The organism is Nocardioides sp. CCNWLW216 (assembly GCF_037120545.1).
Classification (GTDB): domain Bacteria; phylum Actinomycetota; class Actinomycetes; order Propionibacteriales; family Nocardioidaceae; genus Nocardioides; species Nocardioides lianchengensis.
On record NZ_JBBBBJ010000006.1, the window covers coordinates 36,763 to 58,191 of the forward strand.

The 21,429-nt window shown below is 72.5% G+C and carries 22 protein-coding genes and 1 pseudogene; 12 read left to right on the plus strand and 11 right to left on the minus strand.

Annotated features, from left to right (window positions below; genetic code table 11):
* Positions 1 to 174 precede the first annotated feature (174 nt).
* From V7S47_RS14685 to V7S47_RS14700, 4 genes are read left to right on the plus strand one after another with little or no spacing between them, the layout of a single operon-like run.
* Positions 175 to 1,014: a sigma-70 family RNA polymerase sigma factor gene (locus tag V7S47_RS14685; protein ID WP_336562246.1), complete on the plus strand. Its 840-nt coding sequence runs from the start codon at positions 175 to 177 to the stop codon at positions 1,012 to 1,014.
* A 6-nt stretch (positions 1,015 to 1,020) separates the two neighbouring features.
* Positions 1,021 to 1,752, plus strand: coding sequence for a GAF and ANTAR domain-containing protein (locus V7S47_RS14690; RefSeq protein WP_336562247.1), 732 nt, complete (start codon positions 1,021 to 1,023; stop codon positions 1,750 to 1,752).
* Positions 1,753 to 1,790: 38 nt separating this feature from the next.
* Positions 1,791 to 2,606, plus strand: coding sequence for a septum formation family protein (locus V7S47_RS14695; protein WP_336562248.1), 816 nt, complete (start codon positions 1,791 to 1,793; stop codon positions 2,604 to 2,606).
* On the plus strand, positions 2,603 to 3,415 hold the full coding sequence (locus V7S47_RS14700) for a septum formation family protein (RefSeq protein WP_336562249.1): 813 nt from the start codon (positions 2,603 to 2,605) through the stop codon (positions 3,413 to 3,415). Before V7S47_RS14695 ends, V7S47_RS14700 begins: the two co-directional genes overlap by 4 nt.
* A gap of 64 nt (positions 3,416 to 3,479) precedes the next feature.
* Here the strand turns inward: V7S47_RS14700 and era are convergent, their stop codons facing one another.
* From era to V7S47_RS14720, 4 genes are read right to left on the minus strand one after another with little or no spacing between them, the layout of a single operon-like run.
* Positions 3,480 to 4,403 (minus strand): GTPase Era, encoded by a 924-nt coding sequence (gene era, locus V7S47_RS14705; RefSeq protein WP_336562251.1) that lies wholly within the window; start codon positions 4,401 to 4,403, stop codon positions 3,480 to 3,482.
* Positions 4,400 to 5,179, minus strand: coding sequence for a siderophore-interacting protein (locus V7S47_RS14710; protein WP_336562252.1), 780 nt, complete (start codon positions 5,177 to 5,179; stop codon positions 4,400 to 4,402). Before V7S47_RS14710 ends, era begins: the two co-directional genes overlap by 4 nt.
* 13 nt (positions 5,180 to 5,192) lie before the next feature.
* Entirely contained in the window at positions 5,193 to 6,476 is a 1,284-nt protein-coding gene (locus tag V7S47_RS14715) for a class I SAM-dependent methyltransferase (RefSeq protein WP_336562253.1), read from the minus strand.
* On the minus strand, positions 6,473 to 7,837 hold the full coding sequence (locus tag V7S47_RS14720) for an FAD-binding oxidoreductase (RefSeq protein ID WP_336562255.1): 1,365 nt from the start codon (positions 7,835 to 7,837) through the stop codon (positions 6,473 to 6,475). Before V7S47_RS14720 ends, V7S47_RS14715 begins: the two co-directional genes overlap by 4 nt.
* A 96-nt stretch (positions 7,838 to 7,933) precedes the next feature.
* Here V7S47_RS14720 and V7S47_RS14725 point away from each other — a divergent pair, with 96 nt between their 5' ends.
* The gene (locus V7S47_RS14725; RefSeq protein WP_090859282.1) at positions 7,934 to 8,575 is read left to right on the plus strand and encodes a hypothetical protein; all 642 of its coding nucleotides are present in this window, start codon (positions 7,934 to 7,936) and stop codon (positions 8,573 to 8,575) included.
* Positions 8,576 to 8,960: 385 nt separating this feature from the next.
* Here V7S47_RS14725 and V7S47_RS14730 read toward each other — a convergent pair.
* From V7S47_RS14730 to V7S47_RS14740, 3 genes and pseudogenes are all read right to left on the minus strand, one after another.
* Positions 8,961 to 10,247: pseudogene (locus V7S47_RS14730) on the minus strand (hemolysin family protein); the annotation flags it as partial.
* Positions 10,244 to 10,696: an rRNA maturation RNase YbeY gene (gene ybeY, locus V7S47_RS14735; protein WP_090859288.1), complete on the minus strand. Its 453-nt coding sequence runs from the start codon at positions 10,694 to 10,696 to the stop codon at positions 10,244 to 10,246. The gene ybeY and the pseudogene V7S47_RS14730, both read right to left, overlap by 4 nt.
* Positions 10,693 to 11,727, minus strand: coding sequence for a PhoH family protein (locus V7S47_RS14740; protein WP_090859290.1), 1,035 nt, complete (start codon positions 11,725 to 11,727; stop codon positions 10,693 to 10,695). Before V7S47_RS14740 ends, ybeY begins: the two co-directional genes overlap by 4 nt.
* Positions 11,728 to 11,847: 120 nt before the next feature.
* On the opposite strand from V7S47_RS14740, the gene V7S47_RS14745 reads away from it, so the two are divergent.
* The 3 genes from V7S47_RS14745 to V7S47_RS14755 all read left to right on the plus strand — a co-directional run bounded on the left by V7S47_RS14745 (position 11,848) and on the right by V7S47_RS14755 (position 14,401).
* On the plus strand, positions 11,848 to 12,129 hold the full coding sequence (locus tag V7S47_RS14745) for a hypothetical protein (protein ID WP_336562257.1): 282 nt from the start codon (positions 11,848 to 11,850) through the stop codon (positions 12,127 to 12,129).
* A 427-nt stretch (positions 12,130 to 12,556) separates the two neighbouring features.
* Positions 12,557 to 13,807 carry an HNH endonuclease gene (locus V7S47_RS14750; RefSeq protein WP_336562258.1) on the plus strand — a complete coding sequence of 417 codons (1,251 nt, stop codon included), beginning with the start codon at positions 12,557 to 12,559 and terminating at the stop codon, positions 13,805 to 13,807.
* Between the two features lie 93 nt (positions 13,808 to 13,900).
* Entirely contained in the window at positions 13,901 to 14,401 is a 501-nt protein-coding gene (locus V7S47_RS14755) for a hypothetical protein (RefSeq protein WP_336562259.1), read from the plus strand.
* A gap of 15 nt (positions 14,402 to 14,416) precedes the next feature.
* Here V7S47_RS14755 and V7S47_RS14760 read toward each other — a convergent pair whose 3' ends face one another.
* Entirely contained in the window at positions 14,417 to 15,643 is a 1,227-nt protein-coding gene (locus V7S47_RS14760) for a hypothetical protein (RefSeq protein WP_336562260.1), read from the minus strand.
* Complete coding sequence (locus V7S47_RS14765) at positions 15,640 to 15,978, minus strand: HIT domain-containing protein (protein WP_090859298.1); 339 nt, start codon at positions 15,976 to 15,978, stop codon at positions 15,640 to 15,642. The genes V7S47_RS14760 and V7S47_RS14765 overlap by 4 nt, the downstream gene beginning before the upstream one ends.
* Before the next feature lie 64 nt (positions 15,979 to 16,042).
* On the opposite strand from V7S47_RS14765, the gene V7S47_RS14770 reads away from it, so the two are divergent.
* Genes V7S47_RS14770 through V7S47_RS14785 form a run of 4 tightly spaced genes read left to right on the plus strand, consistent with a single transcriptional unit; the run spans position 16,043 to position 19,464 of the window.
* Positions 16,043 to 16,558, plus strand: a complete 516-nt coding sequence (locus tag V7S47_RS14770; RefSeq protein ID WP_336562261.1) for a SigE family RNA polymerase sigma factor — start codon at positions 16,043 to 16,045, stop codon at positions 16,556 to 16,558.
* Positions 16,558 to 17,460 carry a Gmad2 immunoglobulin-like domain-containing protein gene (locus V7S47_RS14775; RefSeq protein WP_336562262.1) on the plus strand — a complete coding sequence of 301 codons (903 nt, stop codon included), beginning with the start codon at positions 16,558 to 16,560 and terminating at the stop codon, positions 17,458 to 17,460. Before V7S47_RS14770 ends, V7S47_RS14775 begins: the two co-directional genes overlap by 1 nt.
* Positions 17,461 to 17,499: 39 nt before the next feature.
* Entirely contained in the window at positions 17,500 to 18,411 is a 912-nt protein-coding gene (locus tag V7S47_RS14780) for a Gmad2 immunoglobulin-like domain-containing protein (protein WP_336562263.1), read from the plus strand.
* A 6-nt stretch (positions 18,412 to 18,417) separates the two neighbouring features.
* Entirely contained in the window at positions 18,418 to 19,464 is a 1,047-nt protein-coding gene (locus V7S47_RS14785) for a winged helix DNA-binding domain-containing protein (RefSeq protein ID WP_336562264.1), read from the plus strand.
* Here V7S47_RS14785 and V7S47_RS14790 read toward each other — a convergent pair.
* Together V7S47_RS14790 and dnaJ are read right to left on the minus strand one after the other, a co-directional pair.
* A complete protein-coding gene (locus tag V7S47_RS14790; protein WP_336562265.1) occupies positions 19,461 to 20,201 on the minus strand; it encodes a 16S rRNA (uracil(1498)-N(3))-methyltransferase in 741 nt (246 codons plus the stop codon). The genes V7S47_RS14785 and V7S47_RS14790 overlap by 4 nt on opposite strands.
* A gap of 10 nt (positions 20,202 to 20,211) precedes the next feature.
* Positions 20,212 to 21,390 (minus strand): molecular chaperone DnaJ, encoded by a 1,179-nt coding sequence (dnaJ, locus tag V7S47_RS14795; RefSeq protein WP_336562266.1) that lies wholly within the window; start codon positions 21,388 to 21,390, stop codon positions 20,212 to 20,214.
* Positions 21,391 to 21,429: the final 39 nt, after the last annotated feature.

The window sequence follows — 21,429 nt, forward strand, 5'->3', positions numbered from 1 at the left end:
TTTCCCCGAGAACGACGGTTGTCTGGACCAGCGCCGGGGTAGGAGCGGAACAGGTGTACACCGTGTCGGGTTGCACTCCTCGCTCCCTCCGGTAGCGTCGAGGTCTGGAACGGCTGCTGCACCACCTCGCTGGAGCAGACCGGCGAGGGCACCATCTCGGGATGGGAACGCTCCATGACCGCTTCGACCGCTACGAACGACGCCACGACCGACCGTCGCCGCTCTGAGGCGCGAGCCACCGGCTCGCGGGACGGTGATCGCGGCCTGACCCGACAGCAGCGGTCCGAGCGGACCGCCGAGCTGCTCGACCTCGCGTGCGACGCCGACGAGACCACCCGTCGCGAGCTGCTCGACGAGGTAGTCCTGATCAACCGCGGGGTCGCGGAGGCCGTCGCCTCGCGCTACCGCAACCGTGGGATCGCCCAGGACGACCTGGTGCAGGTCGCCTACGAGGGCCTCACCAAGGCCGTCCTGCGGTTCGACCCGCGGCTGCGCAACGACCTGCTCACCTACGCCGTCCCCACCATCCGCGGCGAGCTGCAGCGCTACTTCCGCGACCAGGGCTGGACGGTCCGCCCGCCGCGCCGGGTCCAGGAGCTGCAGTGGCGGGTCAACCACGCCCTGGAGGACCTGGGCCAGCGGCTCGGCCGCGAGCCGACCGACGTCGAGGTCATGGACCATCTCGACATCGACGTGGACGAGTACCGCGAGGCCATCGAGGCCTTCGGCTGCTTCCAACCCACGTCCCTCGACCTGCCGATCGGTCAGGAGTCGCCCACCACCCTGGGCGCCCTGATCCCCGACGACGACCACGACCGTGACGCCGCCGACGCACGGGTCGCCCTGGCGCCCGTCGTACGCCGACTCTCGGAGCGGGACCGCCGCATCCTCTACCTGCGCTTCTTCGAGGACCGCACGCAGGAGGAGATCGGCGCCGACCTCGGGGTCACCCAGATGCAGGTCTCGCGGCTGCTGTCGCGGATCCTGCAAAACATGCGCGACGAGGTCGGCTGAGGTCGGATGAGCGACGGCATGCGGCTCGCGGCGTACTTCGCCCAGGTCGCCGAGGACCTGCTCGCCGACCCCGGCGAGGTCACGTTCGAGCGCGTGGTCCGGCGCGCCGTCGACGTCGTACCGGCCGCCGATCACTGCGGCATCACCCTGCGGCAGCGCCGCGGCCGAGCCGAGAACGTCGCGGCGACCGACGACCTCGTCGTCGCCGTCGACTCCGCGCAGTACGCCCTCGGCGAGGGGCCGTGCCTCGACGCGGCGTTCAAGGCGGGGAGCCGGATCGCCCACGACCTCCACGCCGACGACCGCTGGCCGAGGTGGTCACGGGTCGCGCTCGATCACGGGGTGCGCTCGGTCCTGGCCATCCGGCTGCACGCCGGCGACCGGACCCTCGGCGCCCTCAACCTGTACGCCGCCCGCTCGGGCGCGTTCGACACCGACACGGTGGACACGGCGCTGATCTTCGCCACCCACGCGGCCGAGGCGCTCAGCCAGGCACGCCTGGTCAGCAACCTGGAGGCCGCGCTCGAGTCGCGGCACGACATCGGGATGGCCCAGGGCGTCCTGGCCGTGCGGTACGACGTGTCGTACGAAGCGGCGTTCACCGTCCTGCAGCGCTTCTCCAACGACAACAACGTCAAGCTGCGCGAGGTCGCCCGGATGGTCCTGGAGTCCCGCGAGCTGCCGGTCCTCGACGCGGCTCGCGTCGACGCCCCGCTCGGCGACCTGGACCCCGCCTGATCAGGGCCGGCCAGGGACCCGCGGGTAGCATCGCGCCCGTGCTGCGCGACTCCCGGCTCCGGCCGCTCCCCCTGCGAGCGGTGGCGCTGGTCCTGGCCGCGGCACTGCTCGCCGGCTGCGGCGACGGCGACTCCGAGGCGAAGGCCGATCCGGCCGACACGGTCGCTGCTCCGGCCAACGACGTCTGCCGGGTGCTGACCCCTGAGGACGTCGCCGAGACCAGCAACGCGAGCCCAGTCGTCGCGTGCGCCGACCCGCACACGGCCCAGACCTTCGCCGTCGGCGACCTTCCCGAGTCCTTCGCGGACGCCGAGCAGGACGATCGGCGGCTCGGGGCCTTCGCCTACCGCGCCTGCTCGAAGGCGTTCACCGAATTCCTGGAGGCGGACCAGAGCACCGTGATGCGGACCGTGCTGAGCTGGGCCTGGTTCCGCCCCTCGGAGAAGGCGTGGGACGAGGGGGCGCGGTGGTACCGCTGCGATCTGATCGGCGGCGGCGAGCAGTCCGCGTCGTACGTCGACCTCCCCGAGGACGCCGCCGGCATGCTCGAGGGCAAGCCCGACGACCAGTGGATGGCCTGCGTGGCCGGCCCGAGCGTGCCGAACGCGCCGCGGATCCCCTGCTCGGAGAAGCACGACTGGCGGGCGGTCACGACGATCAAGGTCGGCGACGCCGACGACCCCTACCCCGGCGACCGCAAGGTCGAGGTGACGACCCGCGACTACTGCTCGAGGTCGGTGAGCGCCTGGCTGCAGTACCCGGTCAGCTACGACTTCGCCTACACCTGGTTCCGCGAGGCGGAGTGGGAGGCGGGCAACCGGCGCTCGGTCTGCTGGGCGAAGACGGCCCGATGAGGAGGTGGGCGGTCGCCGCGGCGGCCGCGACTCTCCTGGCCGGCTGCTCGGGCGGCGGGGACCCGGACCCCGGGCCCACGACCACCCCTACCCCGACCGTGCTCCCGAGCGCGACGCCGGTGCCGGGTCCGGCCGCGGAGGCCTGCTACCGCCTGGCGTACGCCGAGGCGCTGGCGCCCACCAACGACCGTCCTGCGGTCGACTGCGACCGCCGGCACACCTCCCAGACGTACGCCGTCGGCCGGGTGGACACCGTGGTCGACGGCCACCTCCTGGCCATCGACTCGACCCGGGTCCGCGAGCAGGTGGCCCGGACCTGCCCCGAGCAGCTGGGCGGGTTCGTCGGCGGTGACGAGGACGACCTGCGGCTGAGCATGCTCCGGGCGGTCTGGTTCACCCCGACCGTCGAGCAGTCCGACGCCGGCGCCGACTGGTACCGCTGTGACGTCATCGCGGTCGCCGGGACCGACGACCTCGCGACCGTCACCGGCCGCCTGGACGGCGTGCTGGACGAGCAGGAGGGCCGCGACCGCTGGGGCATGTGCGGCACCGCTGCGCCCGACGCCCGCGACTTCGCCCGGGTGCTGTGCTCGAGCGACCACGCCTGGCGCGCGGTCTCCGTCGTCGAGCTCCCCGACGGTGCTTACCCGGGCGAGGCCGACGTGCGGAAGGCGGGGCAGACGCCCTGCGAGGACGCCGGGCGCGACGCCGCCGAGGACCCGCTGGACTACCAGTGGGGCTACGAGTGGCCGACCGCCGAGCAGTGGGCCGCCGGCCAGACCTACGGCCGCTGCTGGGCTCCCGACTGACGCCGACCCGTCACTGAATGACCCGACACGCCGGCGCCAGGCGTCAGTGAGTGACGGGTCGCGGTCAGAAGCCGAGCTTGCGGAGCTGGCGGGGGTCGCGCTGCCAGTCCTTGGCGATCTTCACGTGCAGGTCGAGGTAGACCGGCGTGCCGAGGAGGGCGACGATCTGCTGACGGGCCCGGGTGCCGATGTCGCGGAGCCGGGCGCCCTTCGGGCCGATGATGATGCCCTTCTGCGAGTCGCGCTCGACGTACAGGTTGGCGTGGATGTCGAGGAGCGGCTTGTCCTCGGGCCGGTCCTCGCGCAGCCGCATCTCCTCCACCACGACGGCGACCGAGTGGGGCAGCTCGTCGCGCAAACCCTCGAGGGCCGCCTCGCGGACCAGCTCGGCGACCAGGATCTCCTCGGGGGCGTCGGTGAGGTCGCCGTCGGGGTAGAGCTGCGGGCCCTCGGGCAGCAGGGCGACCAGGAGATCCTGGAGCAGGGCGATCTGGTCGCCCTCCTTCGCGGAGACCGGGACGATCTCGGCCCAGTCGACACCGATCTCGGCGCCGAGCGCCTGGATGTCGAGCAGGTGCTTCCCGATCTGCTCGGGGGTGGCCAGGTCGGTCTTGGTCGCGATCGCGACCTTCGTCGTGCGCTTCACCTTCGCCATCTCGGTGGCGATGAACCGGTCGCCCGGCCCGATCTTCTCGTTGGCGGGGAAGCAGACGGCGACGACGTCGACCTCGCCCAGCGTGGTGGCGACCAGGTCGTTGAGTCGCTCGCCCAGCAGGGTGCGCGGGCGGTGCAGGCCGGGGGTGTCGACCAGGATCAGCTGGGCGTCGGGGCGGTGCACGATGCCGCGCACGACCGTGCGGGTCGTCTGCGGCTTGTCGGAGGTGATGACCACCTTCTGGCCCACCAGGGCGTTGGTCAGCGTCGACTTGCCGGCGTTGGGCCGGCCGACGAAGGAGACGAAGCCGCTCTTGTGCTCGTCGGTGCTCATGACTGCTCCCTCGCGTCGTCGTACTCGGCCCAGATCTGCTCGTCGGTCTTGCCCGCCGCCTTGCCGGCCCGCCAGATCGGGCCGGGGTCGACCGCGCGGGGCTGGCGCTGCGCGTTGCCGCGCCAGTAGCCCATCACGTCGTACGACGTCGACGGCAGCTGGCGCTCGCGCATCAGGTGCTTGCGGATGGCCCGCATCTGGGCGGACTCGCCGGCCATCCAGAAGTAGCCCGGACCCTCGGGCCAGACCAGGTCCTCGACCACCTCGGCGAGCGCGCTCTGCCCGTCGCCGGGCTGGGCCAGCCAGGTCACCTCGGCCCCGGCGGGCAGGTAGCCCTCCGGCCGCTCCGGGACCTCGGCCCAGATCCGCGTCGGCAGCGTGGTCTCGGAGGCGATCCGGGCCATCGCCGGCAGCGCGGTCAGGTCGCCGACGAGCATCAGCCAGCCGGCGTCGCCGGGCGGGAGGAACGAGCCCTTCGGGTCGGTGACCGTGACGGTCTCCCCCACCACCGCGTCGGCCCGCTGCGCCCACTCGGTCACCAGGCCCACGTCGTGCACGACGATGTCGAGGGTGAGCTCGCCGCCGGCCCAGGAGCGCACCGTGTAGTAGCGGCTCTGGAACTGCTCGGGCACGACCAGACCGACCCACTCGTCGGCGATCCCGGTGGAGGCGAACTCCGCCAGCCCGGGACCGCCGAGCACCAGCCGCAGCAGGTGCGGCGAGAGCGGCTCGCGGCGCAGGACCTCCGCGGTGTGCTGCTGGGCTCTCGTGCTCACCTGTGGAGGTTAGTCACCAGGACGGCCGCAGGGGGAATCCGTCGTCGCCGTCGTCCGTCGTACGCGACGCGAGGATCTGGTGGAGCTGGATCTCGTTGCGCTCGAAGCCCAGCCGGCTGCCGGCCATGTAGAGACCCCAGACCCGGGCGGTGCCCTCGCCGACCTCGGCGACACAGTCGTCCCAGTTCTCGACCAGGTTCCGGCACCACTCGCGCAGCGTCATCGCGTAGTGCTTGCGCAGGTTCTCCTCGTGCACGACCTCCAGGCCGGCGTCCTGCGCGGCCGCGATCATCGTGCCCGAGCCCGTGAGCTCGCCGTCGGGGAAGACGTAGCGGTCGATGAACGCGCCCGTGTCGGTGGAGACGTTGTCGTGGCGGGTGATCGAGTGGTTGAGCAGCCGCCCGCCCGGGCGCAGCCGGCTGCGCAGGAAGGAGAAGTACGACGGGTAGTTCTTGATGCCGATGTGCTCGGTCAGACCGATCGAGCTCACCGCGTCGAAGTCGCCCTCGAGCACGTCGCGGTAGTCGAGGTGGCGCACCTCGGCCAGGTCGCCCAGGCCCTCCTCGTCGATCGCGCGCTTGGCCCACGCGGCCTGCTCGCGCGACAGCGTCACGCCGAGCGCCTGCACGCCGTACTCCTGGGCGGCGTGGCGGACCATCCCGCCCCAGCCGCAGCCCACGTCGAGCAGCCGCTGGCCGGGCTTCAGGTCGAGCTTGCGGGCGACCAGGTCGAACTTCTCCGCCTGCGCCTGCTCGAGGGTCGCGTCGACGTCGGGGAAGACCGCGCAGGTGTAGGCCATCGAGGGACCGAGGACCATCTCGTAGAACTCGTTGGAGACGTCGTAGTGGTGGTGGATCACCTCGGCGTCGCGGGCCATCGAATGACGCAGGCCCTCCATCGCTCGGCGCCAGCGCGGGAGGTGCTCCTGGGGCGGGGGCGGCGGCGGCTTCAGGTTGGCGATGCCGAGGCCGCGCAGCAGGTGCAGCGCCTCGGCAGCGGTCGGCTTGCGGAAGCGCAGGTGGTTCTGGAGCAGCTTCATCGCGTCGTACGGGTCGCCCGGGTGGACGCCGTGCAGCTCCAGGTCGCCGGCCACGTAGGCCCGGGCCATGCCGAGGTCGCCGGGGGCGGTCAGCAGGTAGGCCAGGCCGCGCTGGTTGACCAGGTGGAGACGGATGTCGGCGTCGGCCGGACCGGCGCTGCTCCCGTCGTACGCCGTGAACCGCACGGGCATGCCGTCGCGCAGCAGCGAGGCCACCGCCTCGCCGATGCTCACCGTCGGCTTGTTCAGGAGGGTCATCGCTTCTTCACCGCCTTGTCGTAGAGGCTCGTGAGCCTGTCGTCGGGGTCGTATCGCTGCTTCACGGCGGCCAGGTGGGGGCCGTCGTAGAGCCGGTCGAAGGTCTCGGGGTCGTAGAACGCCTCGGAGTAGAGGGACTTGTGCCCGCCCAGCTCGTGGACGCGGGCCTCGATGGCCCGGTTGATCGGGCCCTCGGGCGCCTCGGGGCCGACGTGGACGGTGCCCCAGAAGCCGGCGTTGACGTAGGTCGTGCCGACCTCGAGCGGGTACGTCGGCCACTCCTTGTCGCCGCGCAGCCGCAGCGGGCACAACCACACCGGGCGCATGCCGACCGACTCGTCGAACCACTCCAGGAACTCCGGCAGCCGGTCGACCGGCACCTCGACGTCCTGGATCACCCGCTCGCGCTGCGGGCGACCGGCCCGGCGGTCGAGCCGGTCGACGATGCCGAAGCGGTTGTCGAGGCCGATCAGCCGGTGGTAGGCGTCCGAGCGACGCCAGCGCTTCGGCCACACCCGACGGACCCGCGGGTTCTGGACGCCGAACGCGCCCGAGCACCAGAACCAGTCGGTGTCCCAGCGCCAGAGGTAGTCGTACATCGTCAGCAGGTCGGCCTCCCGCGCCTGGATGCTGCGGTAGTAGATCTCCTGGCCGGTGTAGTCGCTGGTCGGGCCGGGCTCGGCCCGCCAGGTGGCCAGGGTGAGGTAGTACTCCCCCGGCGCGAACGCGACGCCGTCGAGACCGTCGACGCGGACGCCGTCGTGCTCGCCGGTCTCGATGATCTCGGCGAGCGCCTTGGTCAGCAGGCCGGCGTCGTCGTACCGCACGTGGCGCAGGGCGACGTACGACGGGGCGGGCTCGAGCTCGATCCGCAGCCGGGTGGCGTAGCCGAGCGAGCCGTAGCTGTTGGGGAAGGTGTCGAACAGGTCGTCGCCGGGGCGGGTCGTGACGACTTCGCCGGCACCGGTGAAGACGTCCATCTCGAGGACCGACTCGTGCGGCAGCCCGTTGCGGAAGCTGGTCGACTCGATGCCGAGGCCGGTGACGGCGCCGCCCAGGGTGATGGTCCGCAGCTGGGGCACGACGAGCGGGATCAGCCCGTGCGGCAGGGTCGCGTCGACGAGGTCCTCGTAGGTGCACATGCCCTGCACCTCGGCGGTGCGCGCCGCCGCGTCGACCTCGATCACGCCGGTCAGGCCGGAGACGTCCAGCCCGGGTGCGGTGGTCGCCGCCCGGGGGCGGAAGAGGTTGGACGTCTTCTTGGCCAACCGGACCGGCGATCCCGAGGGGATCGCGGTGTACGACGCACGCAGCCGCTGGACGGCCCGCTCGTGCGCCTCCCAGGCACTCGCACGACTCACGATGTGCAAGTTACTCCTGTCCGGTGACGACCCGGTTTCGGGTGGCGGCAGGGGTGGTCGTTCGTGGCGGCGGTCACCGTGCGACAGGATGCGCGGATGCTGCTCCGTGCTCTCCTGGCTCTCGGGCTCGTCGTGACCCTCACCGGTTGCGGCGACGACTCCTCGGGAAGCGGCATCGCCCACGACGACGGTGCCGTCGTGCGCGAGGCGCCGACGGACGTGACGACGCCCGAGGGACCGCGGTCCCTCGAGGAGGACTTCCTCGTCGTGGAGGGCGTGTGGTGGCTCGGGACCGACTACCCGCGCGTCACGAGCCCTTCGGGCAACCGCCTGCTGTGGTCGGGCGGCCGGTCCGGCCTGTGGATCTCGGTCCCCGGTCTCTACGGCCTCTGGCCGGTCCGTCTCGACGTACGGCGGACCGAGCCCCGGGTGCCGCGGTGGTGCGAGGACGTGGTCGAGGCTCCCTACGAGCACCACGGCGACGAGCTCCGGATGGGCAGCTTCGAGACCACGAGCGACCCGCTCCCCCTCGCCGCCGGCAGCTACCGCGTCCGGCTCTGCGCGACGGGACTCGATGCGGCGGCGACCGAGGAGGAGTTCGACGGCGAGGAGTACCACGTCTACTCCAGCCGGCACCTGATCCAGGTCTGGCCCGCACCGGCCGCCCCGGAACGGGTCCTGAGGGAGGGCTCGCGGTGGGCCCGCGACTCCCGGATCAGCTCGACGTCGAGCCGGTGACCGTCCCGCGGGCGTCGGCGAGGTGCACGGGTACGCCGGCGCCGGCGAGGTCGCGCAGCGCGGCCAGGTCGGTCTCGGCGACGGCCTCGGCACCGGTCAGCACCACCGCCGCCTCCAAACCCTTCGCCCCGGACGCGACCGCCATCGCCACGCAGACGCCGAGGGCGCTCACCTGCAGCGACGGCAGGTCGACGGTGGCGGCGGCGTAGGTCCGGCCGTCGGCGTCGCGGACGGCGGCGCCCTCCGCCGCGCCGGTGCGCGCGCGGGTCGCGCGGGCCAGGGTGACGAGCTTGCGGTCCTCCGCGGAGAGCTCGCCCGTGGTCTCAGTCATCGGCGTCGTCCTCGTTCTTGTCGTTCTTGTCGTTCTTGTCGTCCTGTCCACCGGGTCGCTCTCGTCGTCGGGCGTCTCCACGCGGGCGATGAGCACCGTGCCGATCTTGTTGCGACGGCCGGCGGCGTCCTCGGCGACGAACCGCAGGCCGTGGGCCTCGACCGCCGAGCCGGGGATCGGCACCAGGCCCAGGTGCTTGGCCATCAGGCCGCCGACGGAGTCGACGTCCTCCTCCTCGACCTGGAAGCCGAACAGCTCGTCGAGGTCGTCGACCGGGTAGCGCGAGGAGACCCGGACGATGCCGTCGACCAGCTGCTCGACCTCGATCTCCTCCTCGTCGTACTCGTCGGTGATCTCCCCGACGATCTCCTCCAGGAGGTCCTCGATGGTGATGATGCCGGCGGTCCCGCCGTACTCGTCCACGACGACGGCGATGTGCTGGCGGCGGGCCTGCATCTCGCGCAGCAGCGCGTCGACCGGCTTCGACTCCGGCACCCAGTGCACGCGCCGCATCACCGACTCGATCCGCTCGGTGGTCTCGGCGTCGGGCGCCTCGAAGTCCCGGCGGACGATGTCCTTGAGGTAGGCGAAGCCGACGATGTTGTCGAGGTTCTCGCCGACCACGGGGACGCGGGAGAAGCCGCTGCGCAGGAAGAGCGACATCGTCTGGCGCAGGTTCTTGTGCCGCTCGACGTACACGACGTCGTTGCGCGGCACCATCACCTCCCGGACCGTGGTGTCGCCGAGCTCGAAGACGGAGTGGATCATCTTGCGCTCGCCGGACTCGATGAGCGCCGACGCCTCGGCCAGGTCGACCAGCTCGCGCAGCTCGGTCTCGGTCGAGAACGGGCCCTGGCTGAACCCTCGGCCCGGGGTGAGCGCGTTGCCGATCAGGATCAGCAGCCGCGGCAGCGGCCCGAGCACCCGGGTGACCAGGGTGAGCGGACCGGCCGACCAGAGCGCGATGGTCTCGCTGTGCTGGCGCCCCATCGTGCGCGGCGCGACGCCGATCACGACGAAGGAGACGACGAGCATCACGCCGATGGCGACCAGGGTGCTGACCCAGAACTCACCGTCGAGCGCCTCGTCGACCAGCTGGGCGACCAGCACGATCGCGGAGATCTCGCACAGCAGCCGGAGGAACAGTGCGGTGTTGAGGTAGCGGGCGGCGTCGTCGAGGATGCCGAGCAGCCGCTTGGCCCCCGGCCGCTTCTCGGCCACGAGCTCCTCGGCGCGGGCGTGCGAGAACGACGCGAGCGCGGCCTCCGCGGCCGAGAAGGCGCCGGCGAGCACGACGAGGGCGGCTGCTGAGACCAGCAGCCACAGATCGCCCGAGCTCACTCCCCCGCCCGCCACTCGGCGAGCAGCCGGTCCTGGAGACCGAACATCTCGGCGTGCTCCTCGGGCTCGGCGTGGTCGTAGCCGAGCAGGTGCAGGATGCCGTGGGTGGTGAGCAGCTCGATCTCGGCCAGCGTGCCGTGACCCGCGGTCTCGCCCTGCTGGACCGCGATGGCCGGGCAGAGGACCAGGTCGCCGAGCACGCCCTCCTCGGGCTCCTCGTCGACCAGTCCGGGCCGCAGCTCGTCCATGGGGAAGGCGAGCACGTCGGTCGGCCCCTCCTTCTCCATCCACTGCTCGTTGAGCTCGGCGATGGTCGCCTCGTCGACGGCCTTGATGCACAGCTCGGCCAGCGGGTGGACCCGCATCCGGTCCATCACGAACCGGCTCAGCGACGCGAGGTGCTTCACGTCGAGGTCGTGGCCGGACTCGTCCAGCACCTCGATGCTCACGGGCGGGCCTCCTGCTGGCGCTCCTGGGCGCGCTCGGCGCGGGCGTCGTGCTCGTCGTACGCCGCGACGATCTTGCCGACCAGCCGGTGGCGTACGACGTCGCTGCTCGTGAGCCGGTTGAACGAGATGTCGCCGACCTCGTCGAGGATGCCCTCGACGACGCGCAGGCCGGACTTCTGGCCGCTCGGCAGGTCGGTCTGGGTCACGTCGCCGGTGACGACGATCTTGGAGCCGAAGCCGAGCCGGGTGAGGAACATCTTCATCTGCTCGGGCGTCGTGTTCTGCGCCTCGTCGAGGATGATGAACGAGTCGTTGAGCGAGCGCCCACGCAGGAAGGCCAGCGGGGCGACCTCGATCGTCCCGGCCGCCATCAGCTTGGGGATCAGCTCGGGGTCGAGCATGTCGTGCAGCGCGTCGTACAGCGGCCGGAGGTAGGGGTCGATCTTCTCGGTGAGGGTGCCGGGCAGGAAGCCCAGCCGCTCCCCCGCCTCGACCGCCGGGCGGCTCAGGATGATCCGGTTGACCTGCTTGCCCTGCAGCGCCTGGACCGCCTTGGCCACGGCCAGGTAGGTCTTGCCGGTGCCGGCGGGGCCGATCCCGAAGGTGATGGTGTGCTGGTCGATGGAGTCGACGTACCGCTTCTGGTTGAGCGTCTTCGGCCGGATCGAGCGACCACGGTTGGACAGGATGTTGAGGCTCAGCACGTCGGCCGGGCGCTCGGTCGTCTCGGCCCGGAGCATGGTGATGACCCGCTCGACGGTCTCGGACGTGACGCCCTGACCGGTGCGGATGATGGCGACCAGCTCGTCGAGCAGGCGGTCGGCGAGGGCGACCTCGCCCGGCTCGCCCTTGAGGGAGATCCGGTTCCCGCGCACGTGGATCTCGGCGTCGAAGGCCCCCTCGATGATGCCGAGGTGCTCGTCGCCGGGACCCAGCAGGCTCACCATGTTGACGCTGGTGGGGACGACCACGGTGTGCCGGGTCGTGGAACGGGGGGCCGGGTGGTCCCCGTGCTGGTGGCTGTCAGTCATGGATGCCCGGGCGGGCGGCCTTCCTGGAAGGGTCTGGGAGCGTCTCCATGCTACGGGAGCACTCCTCCCACATCGAGCGAGTTGCAGCCAGGACAGGAGGCAGACACGTACGGTGGTCGCATGGCCGCGCCGGACGAGCACCCTGAACCGGCCTGGGACGACGAGGACCACGGCCCCGACGACGACACCCCACCGGCCTGGTTCGCGGGTCAGCACCTCCCCGAGGACGCCCGCCGGATGGGCCTGAACCACTCCGTCCCCGACGGCGCCCTCCTCGACTTCGCCGGCCGCCTCGACTCCACCAAGCCACTTCACAAGGTCACCGCCTGGGCGATGCTCGTGGTCTTCGGCATGCCGGTCGTCTTCTACGTCCTCCGGCTGATCCGGGACTTCTCGGGCTGAGCACGGACGTACGACGACCCGGCTCGCGGTCTCCGACGACGCCCCTCCGACGGTCTCCGCCGGTGGTCGAGCAGTGAAGGACGAAGTCCTGAGCGCCCGTCGAGACCTCCGCAGCCTTGCCGCTGATCCATTCGAGCCGGTCGCGCCCCCGGTGGTCGAGCAGCGGGGCCGCGCTAGCGGTCGAGCGCCCGTCGAGACCCCCGCAGCCAACAAGCGACGTCATCCCTTCACGGGTCTCTGCCGTGGCGTCGCCGCTTGGCACCAGGTCGGTTCGAAGCCTTTTTACAGAGACAAGGGGGCTCACCGTCCACTGTGATCAAGGGCCATCACGAGCCTGCTTCTGGCTTTCGGTTACTTGGGGTCGACCGTTCGAACAAGGCTGTGAACAACCCCCGCATTCGATCACCTGTTCGACTAGAATGAGGGCATGGCTCGGGACCTCGACGACTGCGACACCGCTGCGGCGGTGCTGTCGTACGTGCGCTCCGAACGACGAGACGAGCTGCGCGCGGCCGCGAACCAGCTCGCTGCCGCCGTCACCTGGGCCGGCATGCACTCCACCGACTCACTGCAGGATGCGGCAGCCGTGTGGATCCCCGGTTGTGGGGACGAGATGGCCATAGCGGGCCCCGGCGCACCCCTCATCGCTGAGTTCTCGGTGTTGGAGTTCTCCGCTGCGCTGGGGATGTCGTCGGACTCGGGGCGGATCTACCTCGGCCATGCCGTCGAGCTCGCCCACCGCCTACCGCGGGTCTACGAACGCGTCCAGTCGTTGGACCTGCCGGTGTGGAAGGCCCGCCGCATCGCCGCGGAGACCATCGACCTCCCTGAGGACGGCGCGGAGTTTGTCGACATTCACGTCGCCGCGACCGCGCACAAGATCTCGATCGCCCAACTCGACCGGACCGTCGAAGAGGCCCGGGTCCGCTTCGACCCCGACACCGCCGCCCAGCGGGCACGTGATGCGGCGGAGGTGCGGCACTTCGACGTCGAGGTTCAGCAGGTCTCGTTCGACGGGCACGTCGAGGTCCGCGGAACGTTGGACCTGGTCGACGCACTGGATCTGGAGGACGCGGTCGCGCGGGGTGCGACCCACCTCGGCACCATCGCCGACGGGCTCTCCCTCGACGTACGCCGCTCCATCGCCGTCGGTGACCTCGCCCGACGCCAGCTCACCCTCGACCTGAACGCCGAACCCGACCCCGACCGCAAACGCCCCCGCCAGGTCGTCGTCCACGTGCACCTCGCCGACGCCGCCATCGCGCGGGTCGAGAACACCCGATCGATGGTGTCCGTCGAGCAGGTGCGGTCCTGGTGCCAGGACGGCGACAGCCAAGTCGTCATCAAGCCCGTCATCGACCTCACCGGCCACGTCCACGTCGACGCTTACGAGGTTCCCGACCGGTTGAAGGAACGCCAGGCCCTGCTCCAGCACTCGTGCGTGTTCCCGTGGTGCCGCCGCCGGGCGAGGTCCTGCGACCACGACCACAACGACCCCGCATCCAGAGGCGGGCCGACCTGCGACTGCAACATCGCACCACTCTGCCGACGACATCACCGCGCCAAGACCCACACCCGCTGGCGCTACGACAAGGTCGACGACACCACGTTCATCTGGCGCAGCCCCAACGGACTGACGTTCAGACGCGACCACACCGGCACCACCCCGCAGCCCTGACCGAGAACCTTCGGCAGGGCTACGGGCACGTGCACAGCGGCGGCACAGCGGTCGCCGGGTCCACGGATGACGGCGCCTCCTAGCGTCCGGGCCATGCCCTCCCCCACCCTGTCCCGCGAGGACGCCGCCAGCCGGGTCACGGCGTTCGTCTACGGGAACGTGGTCGCGCTCGCGAGCCTGGTGCCGCTGACCAGGGAGGACGCCGAGACCGGGCGCAGCGCGATCATCGTGCTGGGGGCAGCGGTGGCGACGTTCGTGGCTCACGCCTTCGCCGAGTCGGCGGGGCGGCGGGTGCGCAGCGACGAGCGGCTGACGGCGCGTCAGCTCGTGGACGAGGTCCGGGACTCGGCGCCGGTGCTGACCGCCGGGGCGGTGTGCGCGGTGGTGCTGGCCGCCGCGCGGGCTGGCGGGCTGCCCGGGCACCTGGCCGTGCTGGCCGCCGAGGGGTGGGTACTGCTGCGGCTGGCGGCGACGGGGCCGATCGTCGGGGCGATCCGGGGCACCGCCGTCTCGATGCGCACGCTGCTCGCCGGGGTGGGGCTCGCGCTCGCCGGGGCGTGCGTCACCGGGGCCAAGCTGGCGCTGACCCACTGACCGGGACGCCCCGGCTCAACCGAAGGCGACCGAGAGCATCCCGAGGCACATCTCGTCGGTGGTGCCGTCGGCCCAGACGACGTACTTGTCCTCACGCTGGGTCGCGAAGGCCGGCAGCCGGTCGCGCAGCCGCTGGCCGTGCGTGCAGGTGATCTTGACCGTGTCCCAGGTGTCGAGGCGTACCGGGTCGATCGGCCGTGAGCCCTGGTCGTCGAAGTCCCACACCGGGATGTCGAGGATCGTCCGTGCCTCGGGCGTGCCGGGGTTGGTCTCGATGCGGAGCTGCTGGCCGAGCAGGTGCATGTGGCCCGCCGCGCCCAGGACGGTCACCGGCTGCTGGACCCGGCGTACGCACGAGCTGCGGCGCGACGCGACCGGCTTGCCGCCGCAGAGGAAGTAGAGGAGATCGGCGGTCGAGCCCGGTCCCTGGCCGAACCGCTCCTTGGCGTCCGCCACCGCGGCGTCACGCTCGCACAGCGGCGAGGCGTCCCGCCCCTTCCGGCAGGGCAGCTCGACCGGGGCCGGCATCAGGAAGGTGTGCAGCGCGGTCAGGTCGCGCGTGCGCGGCATGGTGCGGATCTGGGTCGACGACACGTCGGGCGCGGACCCGGCCAGCAGGTTGTAGTGGACCTGCATGACGATCCGGCTGCCCTTCGGCAGGTCCGTGCCGTAGCCGTCGCGGGTCACGACCTCGTCGCCGCCGGGTGCCCAGGCTCCGAGCCACGGGGCGTCGTCGAGCTGAGCGAACTCGCCCTCCAGGGCAGTGCCGCCGAAGCAGGTCCAGCCCTGGTCGTCGGGGGTCTCGGCGTCCTTGGCCTCGGCCTTCGCGACGTCCTCCGGCAGGATCCGGAACAGGATCACGTGGTGGACGACGTCGGGGTTGCCGGGCAGCACGTTGGTGCCGGTCAGCCAGGAGTCGCGCTTCAGCTGGGGGTCGAGCAGGAAGCAGCGGTAGTCGTCGGTGCCGACGCCCGTGGGCGCGGCGGGCGTGTACGCCGCCGGCATGGTGAGCGTCCGGCGGCGCTCGCCCTTCCGCAGGGGCCGGAGCCTCCCGGGCTTCGCCGCGTGGGCGGCGTGGGCGGCGGCGGCCTCGGACGCCGACGGCTCCGCGGCAGCCGCGGACGTCCCGGGCTCGGACGGCGCGGGGTCGCCCGGCTGCAGACCCGGCTCGCTGTCGGCACTGCACGCGGCCGTCGCCAGCAGCAGCGCGGCCGCCGCGGCGAGGACGCGCAGCCGGCTCATCCGGGCGGCCACGACAGCGGCCGTCCGGCGATGACGTGCAGGTGGGTGTGGAAGACGCTCTGCCCCGCGCCTGCTCCGGTGTTGTAGACGAGGCGGTAGTCGTCGTACCCCTCGGCGGCGGCGACCGCCGCGGCGGCCGTGACGAGCTCGGCGCTGGCGGTCGGGTCGCCCGCGGCGAGCTCGGCGGCGTTCGCGTAGTGGTCGCGCGGCACCACGAGCACGTGCGTGGGCGCCTGGGCGTTGATGTCGCGGAACGCGACCGTCCGCTCGGTGACGTGCACGGTGTCGGCCGGGATCTCACCGGCCACGATCTTGCAGAACAAGCAGTCGTCCATGAAGTTCCTCCCGGGGGAGCGTAAACCTCCGGGACGGTTCGCGCGTCGCACTAGCGTGACGGTGGTGACCGAGCGGACCGCGTGGACGGCGGACGAGGCTCTCGAGCAGCTGTACGCCGCCCACTGGCGCCGGCTCGTGCGGCTCTCCGTGCTGCTGGTGCGCGACACCGCGACCGCCGAGGAGGTGGTCCAGGACGCCTTCGTCGCGGTGCACGCCCGCTGGGCCCGGCTGCGCGACCCCGACCGCGCTCTCGCCTACCTGCGCCAGACGGTGGTGAACCGCTCGAGGTCGGCGCTGCGGCACCGCATGGTGGTCGCCCGGCACCTCGCCCGGGCGCCGGAGCCGCCCGTCGTACCGGGCGCCGACGAGGCGACCCTCGACCGGGACCGTCGAGCGGGCGTGCTCGACGCGATGCGAGCCCTGCCCCGACGGCAGCGCGAGGTGCTGGCCCTGCGCTACTACCTGGACCTGAGCGAGGCCGAGATCGCCGACACGCTCGGCATCTCCCCCGGGGCCGTCAAGAGCCACGCCTCCCGCGGCGCCGCCACCCTCCGCTCCCTGCTCGAGAAGGACCTGTGATGGACGACCTGCACGCGCTGCTCGACGACGCCGTCGCCGACGTCGAGCCCGCCGACCGGCTGGGCGAGATCCGAGCGCGGACCCGGCGGCCGGCCCGACGCCCGGGACGGTACGCCGTGGGCGCCGCCGTGCTCGCGACCGCCGCGACGGTCGCGACGGTCGCGACGGTGGTCGTCGTGACGGACGGGCCGGCCTCCGACCCGGAGGTCGCCGCCGGGCCGGACCCGTCGGTGCTGGTGCCGGTCTACTTCGTCGGCGAGACACCCCGCGGCGCCCGGCTCTTCCGCGAGTTCGACCGTGTCCCCGGAGACGACCGGGGGGCAGCGGCCCTCGCCCTCCTGCAGGCGGAGCCGTCCGACCCCGACTACCGGACGGCGTGGCAGCCGGGATCTCTCCTCGACGTCACGCTGACCAACGGGACCATCGTGGTCCGGCTCGGCACGGGCGCCCCCGGCGGGGCCGATGGCGACCTGTCCGTCCAGCAGGTCGTCCACACGGTCCAGGCCGCCCTGCAGTCCCGGGCTCCGGTGCAGCTCGTCCTCCGGGACGGTGATCTTGTCGACCGGCCCGTGACGGCCCGACCGGCGCTCGACGTCCTCAGCCACGTCAACATCAGCGACCCCACCGAGGGCCGGGTGGTGAGCGGCTCGTTCACCGCCCGTGGCGTGGCCAGCTCGCCCGAGGCGACCGTGCCCTGGGAGCTGCGGCGTGGCGACGAGGTCGTGCGCGACGGCTTCGCGACGGCCGAGGGCTGGCTGGACCGCCTCTATCCCTGGGAGACCACCGTCGACGTGTCCGGGCTGGAGCCGGGCGAGTACACCTTCGTGACCAGGACGGCCGACGAGTCGGGCGGCGAGGGCCCCGGTCCCGACGTCGACACGCGTACCGTCGTGGTGGAGTAGGTCCGACGTGTTCACGCCGCTAGAGCAGAGGATGGAGCCATGACTGCGCTTCCCCGCCGTACCCGCGTCGCCGCCCTGGCGATGACCGCCGCCCTCGGGACCGCCCTCGCCGGCTGTGGATCGGACGACGGTTCCTCGAGCTCCGCGGCCTCCGACGCCACCGACAGCAGCACCGCCCCGTCCGAGCCGGCCGACTCCGCGGAGCCGACCGACGACGGCGGGTCCGGCGAGGAGGTGACCGTGCCGGTCTACTTCGTCGGCGACACCGGCACCGGTCCGCGCCTGTTCCGCGAGTTCCGCAAGGTCCCCTCCGACAACCCGCTCGAGGAGGCGGCCGCGCTGATGACCGCCGGCGACGCGCTCGACCCCGACTACCGCTCGGTGTTCCCCGAGGGCTCCTTCCAGGCCGTCACGTACGCCGACGGCGCGTTCCGGGTCGACCTCGCCGACGATGCGTGGGTGGCCCCCGCCGGCCTGAACGGCTCCGACGAGGCGATCCTCGGCGTCCAGCAGCTCGTCTACACGCTGCAGGGCGTCCAGCAGGACCGCGCACCGGTCACCGTCTACCTCGACGACGCCCCCGTCACCCTCTTCGGTGTCGACACCGCGGAGGGCGTGACCGCCGAGCCCGACATCGACATTCTCAACCTGGTCAGCGTGACCTCGCCCGAGGAGGGCGCCACGGTCGGCGACACCTTCACGGCCAGCGGCATCGCCAGCTCGTACGAGGCGAACGTCCCGTGGGAGATCCGGAAGGGCGACGAGAAGGTGCTCGACGGCTTCGCGACCGCCGAGGGCTGGATGGACGAGCTGTTCCCCTGGGAGACCGAGGTCGACGTGTCCAGCCTGGAGCCCGGCGAGTACACCTTCGTCGCGCTCACGGACGACCCGTCGGGCGGCATGGAGGGCCCCGGGGCCCAGCAGGACACCAAGACCATCACGATCGAGTAGCCCGCGGTGAGGCTCTCCCGGCAGCGCCTGAACCGCACGCTGCTGCACCGTCAGCACCTGCTGGCCCGCACCGACGCGGGCGTGGCGGAGCTGGTCGGGCACCTGGTCGGACTGCAGGCCCAGGAGAGCCTCCCGCCGTACCTCTCGCTGCACGCGCGGCTGCGGACCCTCGACCCCGAGGACGTCACCCGCGGGCTGGAGGACCGCAGCCTGGTGCGGCTGCTGACCATGCGCGGGACGATCCACCTCCTCTCCGCCGTGGACGCACAGCCGCTGCGCGCGTGGACGCAGCCGCGGATGGAGCAGGAGCTGCGCTCCAGCCAGAACGTGCGGGGGGCGGCCGACGTCGACCGAGCCGCCTTCGACACCGCGCTCCGGACGATCCTGGCCGAGGGCCCGCTGCCGCAGAAGGCGATCGGCCAGCGGCTCGCGGAGGTCTTCCCCGACCGGCCGGCGACCGCCCTCGGGCAGGTCGCCCGGGTGGCTGCTCCCCTGGTCCAGCTGCCGCCGCGGGGGTGCTGGAAGCAGGCGGGCGGCGTGGTCTACCAGTACGCCGACCGCTGGCTGGGCGGTCCGGGCGCGGAGCCCGACGTACCGGGGATCGTGCGGCGCTACCTGCGCGCCTTCGGACCGGCGTCGGCCGCCGACGTCACGGCCTGGTCGGCGATCACGCGACTCGGGCCGGTCCTCGCGGCGATGGACGACCTGGTGCGGCATGAGGACGAGGACGGCCGCCCGCTCTACGACGTCCCGGACGGCGTGCTCGCCGACGAGGACGTCCCTGCCCCCGTGCGGCTGCTGGGCTGCTACGACAACGTGTGGCTCTCCCACGCCCGGCGCGACCGGGTCACCGACCCGGAGAAGCGGACGGCGTGGATGGGCGTCAACGGCGGTACGGAGAACTCGCTGTTCGTCGACGGCTGGCTCGAGGGCCTGTGGCGGGTCGAGGACGGACGCGTGGTGGTCATCGAGACGCTGCGGACGCTGACGCGGGCCGAACGGACGGAGCTGGCCGAGGAGTCGGCGCGGGTCGAGGAGCTGCTGCGGTCCTAGCCCCAGCGGGGAGTGCGGGCGAGCAGCGCCGCGACCGCGACGACACCCGCGGTGGAGGTGCGCAGCACCTCGTCGCCGAGCCGGACCGAGGTCGCGCCGGCGGCCACGAACGCCGCGACCTCGTCGTCGGTGAGGCCGCCCTCCGGGCCCACCACGACCAGCAGCGGCCCCTCGGCGGGGACCTCCAGCGCGGCCAGCGGGAGCCTGGCCTCCTCGTGCAGCACGACCGCGAGCGCGGCCGACCCGACGAGCGCGACGACGTCGTCGGTCGAGGCCAGCGGATCGACCTCGGGGAACCAGGAGCGCCGGGCCTGCTTGGCGGCCTCGCGGGCCGTCGCGCGCCAGCGAGCGAGGGACTTCTCGGCCCGCTCGCCCTTCCACACCGCGACGCTGCGGGCGGCCGCCCACGGCACCACCCGGGCCACGCCGACCTCGGTCAGCACCTCGACGGCCAACTCGCCGCGGTCGCCCTTCGGCAGGGCCTGGACGACGGTGACCGCGGGCGTCGGGGCCGGCGCGGTGTCGACCGTCGTCGCCGTCACGGCGAAGACGCGCTTGCCGGTCGAGGCGACCTCGCCGACCACGGACGTGCCGCGGCCGTCGGTGAGGACGACCGACTCGCCGACCCGCAGCCGTCGTACGGCGACGGCGTGGTGGGCCTCGTCGCCCTCGACCGTCACCGGCGAGCCGACGCGGACGCCGTCCAACGACGGCACCAGGTGGACGGGGAGGGACATCAGCGCGGCATCAGTGCTGGTTGAACGCGTCCCGGAGCCGGCCGAAGACCGACTTGGAGCCGGGCTTCAGCTGGCCGGTCGGCTCCTCCTCGCCGCGGATCGCCGCCAGCTCGCGCAGCAGCTCCTCCTGGCGCGGGTCGAGCTTGGTCGGCGTCTCCACCGCGACGGTCACGATCAGGTCGCCGCGCCCGCCGCGCAGGCCGGGGACGCCCCGCGCGCGCAGGACCTGCTGGGTGCCGGACTGGGTGCCGGGGCGTACGTCGAGGGGGAAGGTCGTCTCGACGCCCGAGTCGCCGCCCTGCTCGACGTCGGCCTCCAGCGTCGGCAGCGTCAGCGTGGTGCCGAGCGCGGCCGCCGACATGGGAACGGTGACGGTGCAGTGGAGGTCGTTGCCCTGACGGGTGAAGACGTCGTGGGCCGCGACGTGGATCTCGACGTAGAGGTCTCCGGCCGGGCCGCCGCCGGGGCCGACCTCGCCCTGCTCGGAGAGCTGGACCCGGGTGCCGGTGTCGACGCCCGCCGGGATCTTGACGGTGAGCGACCGACGCGAGCGGACCCGACCGTCACCGGAGCACTCGCGGCACGGCTCGGGGATGACCGTGCCGAGCCCGCGGCAGGCCGCGCACGGACGCAGGGTGCGGATCTCGCCGAGGAACGACCGCTGGACGTGGGCGACCTCACCCTGCCCGCGGCAGGTCTCGCACGGCACCGCGTGGGTGCCGGGTGCGGCGCCCTCGCCGTGGCAGGTGCTGCAGAGGACGGCGGTGTCGACGGTCAGCTCGCGGGTGACGCCGAACGCGGCCTCGGCCAGCTCGACCTCGAGCCGGATCAGCGCGTCCTGGCCACGCCGCGTCCGGGGCCGCGGACCGCGCCCGCCGGCCGCGCCGCCGGGACCGGCCTGGCCGCCGAAGAACGCGTCCATGATGTCGGTGAAGGAGAAGCCCGCCCCCTGGCCGAAGCCGCCGGCGCCGCCGCCGAACGGGTCGCCGCCGCGGTCGAAGGCCGCCCGCTTCTGCGGGTCCGAGAGGATCTCGTAGGCCCGCGAGACCTCCTTGAACTTCTCCTGGGTCTCGGGGTCCGGGTTGACGTCGGGGTGCAGTTGACGGGCGAGGCGCCGGTAGGCCTTCTTGATGGCGTCGGCGTCCGCGTCGCGGGCGACACCGAGAAGCTCGTACGGGTCCTGGCTCACAGGTGGTTCCTATCGGTGGTTCGGTGGTGGTGGGTACGG

Coding starts and splice junctions, on each gene's coding strand:
- V7S47_RS14685 (WP_336562246.1), top strand. CDS start 175: ATGACCGCTTCGACCGCTACGAACGACGCCACGACCGACCGTCGCCGC.
- V7S47_RS14690 (WP_336562247.1), top strand. CDS start 1,021: ATGAGCGACGGCATGCGGCTCGCGGCGTACTTCGCCCAGGTCGCCGAG.
- V7S47_RS14700 (WP_336562249.1), top strand. CDS start 2,603: ATGAGGAGGTGGGCGGTCGCCGCGGCGGCCGCGACTCTCCTGGCCGGC.
- era (WP_336562251.1), bottom strand. CDS start 4,403: ATGAGCACCGACGAGCACAAGAGCGGCTTCGTCTCCTTCGTCGGCCGG.
- V7S47_RS14715 (WP_336562253.1), bottom strand. CDS start 6,476: ATGACCCTCCTGAACAAGCCGACGGTGAGCATCGGCGAGGCGGTGGCC.
- V7S47_RS14725 (WP_090859282.1), top strand. CDS start 7,934: ATGCTGCTCCGTGCTCTCCTGGCTCTCGGGCTCGTCGTGACCCTCACC.
- V7S47_RS14740 (WP_090859290.1), bottom strand. CDS start 11,727: ATGACTGACAGCCACCAGCACGGGGACCACCCGGCCCCCCGTTCCACG.
- V7S47_RS14745 (WP_336562257.1), top strand. CDS start 11,848: ATGGCCGCGCCGGACGAGCACCCTGAACCGGCCTGGGACGACGAGGAC.
- V7S47_RS14750 (WP_336562258.1), top strand. CDS start 12,557: ATGGCTCGGGACCTCGACGACTGCGACACCGCTGCGGCGGTGCTGTCG.
- V7S47_RS14755 (WP_336562259.1), top strand. CDS start 13,901: ATGCCCTCCCCCACCCTGTCCCGCGAGGACGCCGCCAGCCGGGTCACG.
- V7S47_RS14760 (WP_336562260.1), bottom strand. CDS start 15,643: ATGAGCCGGCTGCGCGTCCTCGCCGCGGCGGCCGCGCTGCTGCTGGCG.
- V7S47_RS14765 (WP_090859298.1), bottom strand. CDS start 15,978: ATGGACGACTGCTTGTTCTGCAAGATCGTGGCCGGTGAGATCCCGGCC.
- V7S47_RS14775 (WP_336562262.1), top strand. CDS start 16,558: ATGGACGACCTGCACGCGCTGCTCGACGACGCCGTCGCCGACGTCGAG.
- V7S47_RS14780 (WP_336562263.1), top strand. CDS start 17,500: ATGACTGCGCTTCCCCGCCGTACCCGCGTCGCCGCCCTGGCGATGACC.
- V7S47_RS14790 (WP_336562265.1), bottom strand. CDS start 20,201: ATGTCCCTCCCCGTCCACCTGGTGCCGTCGTTGGACGGCGTCCGCGTC.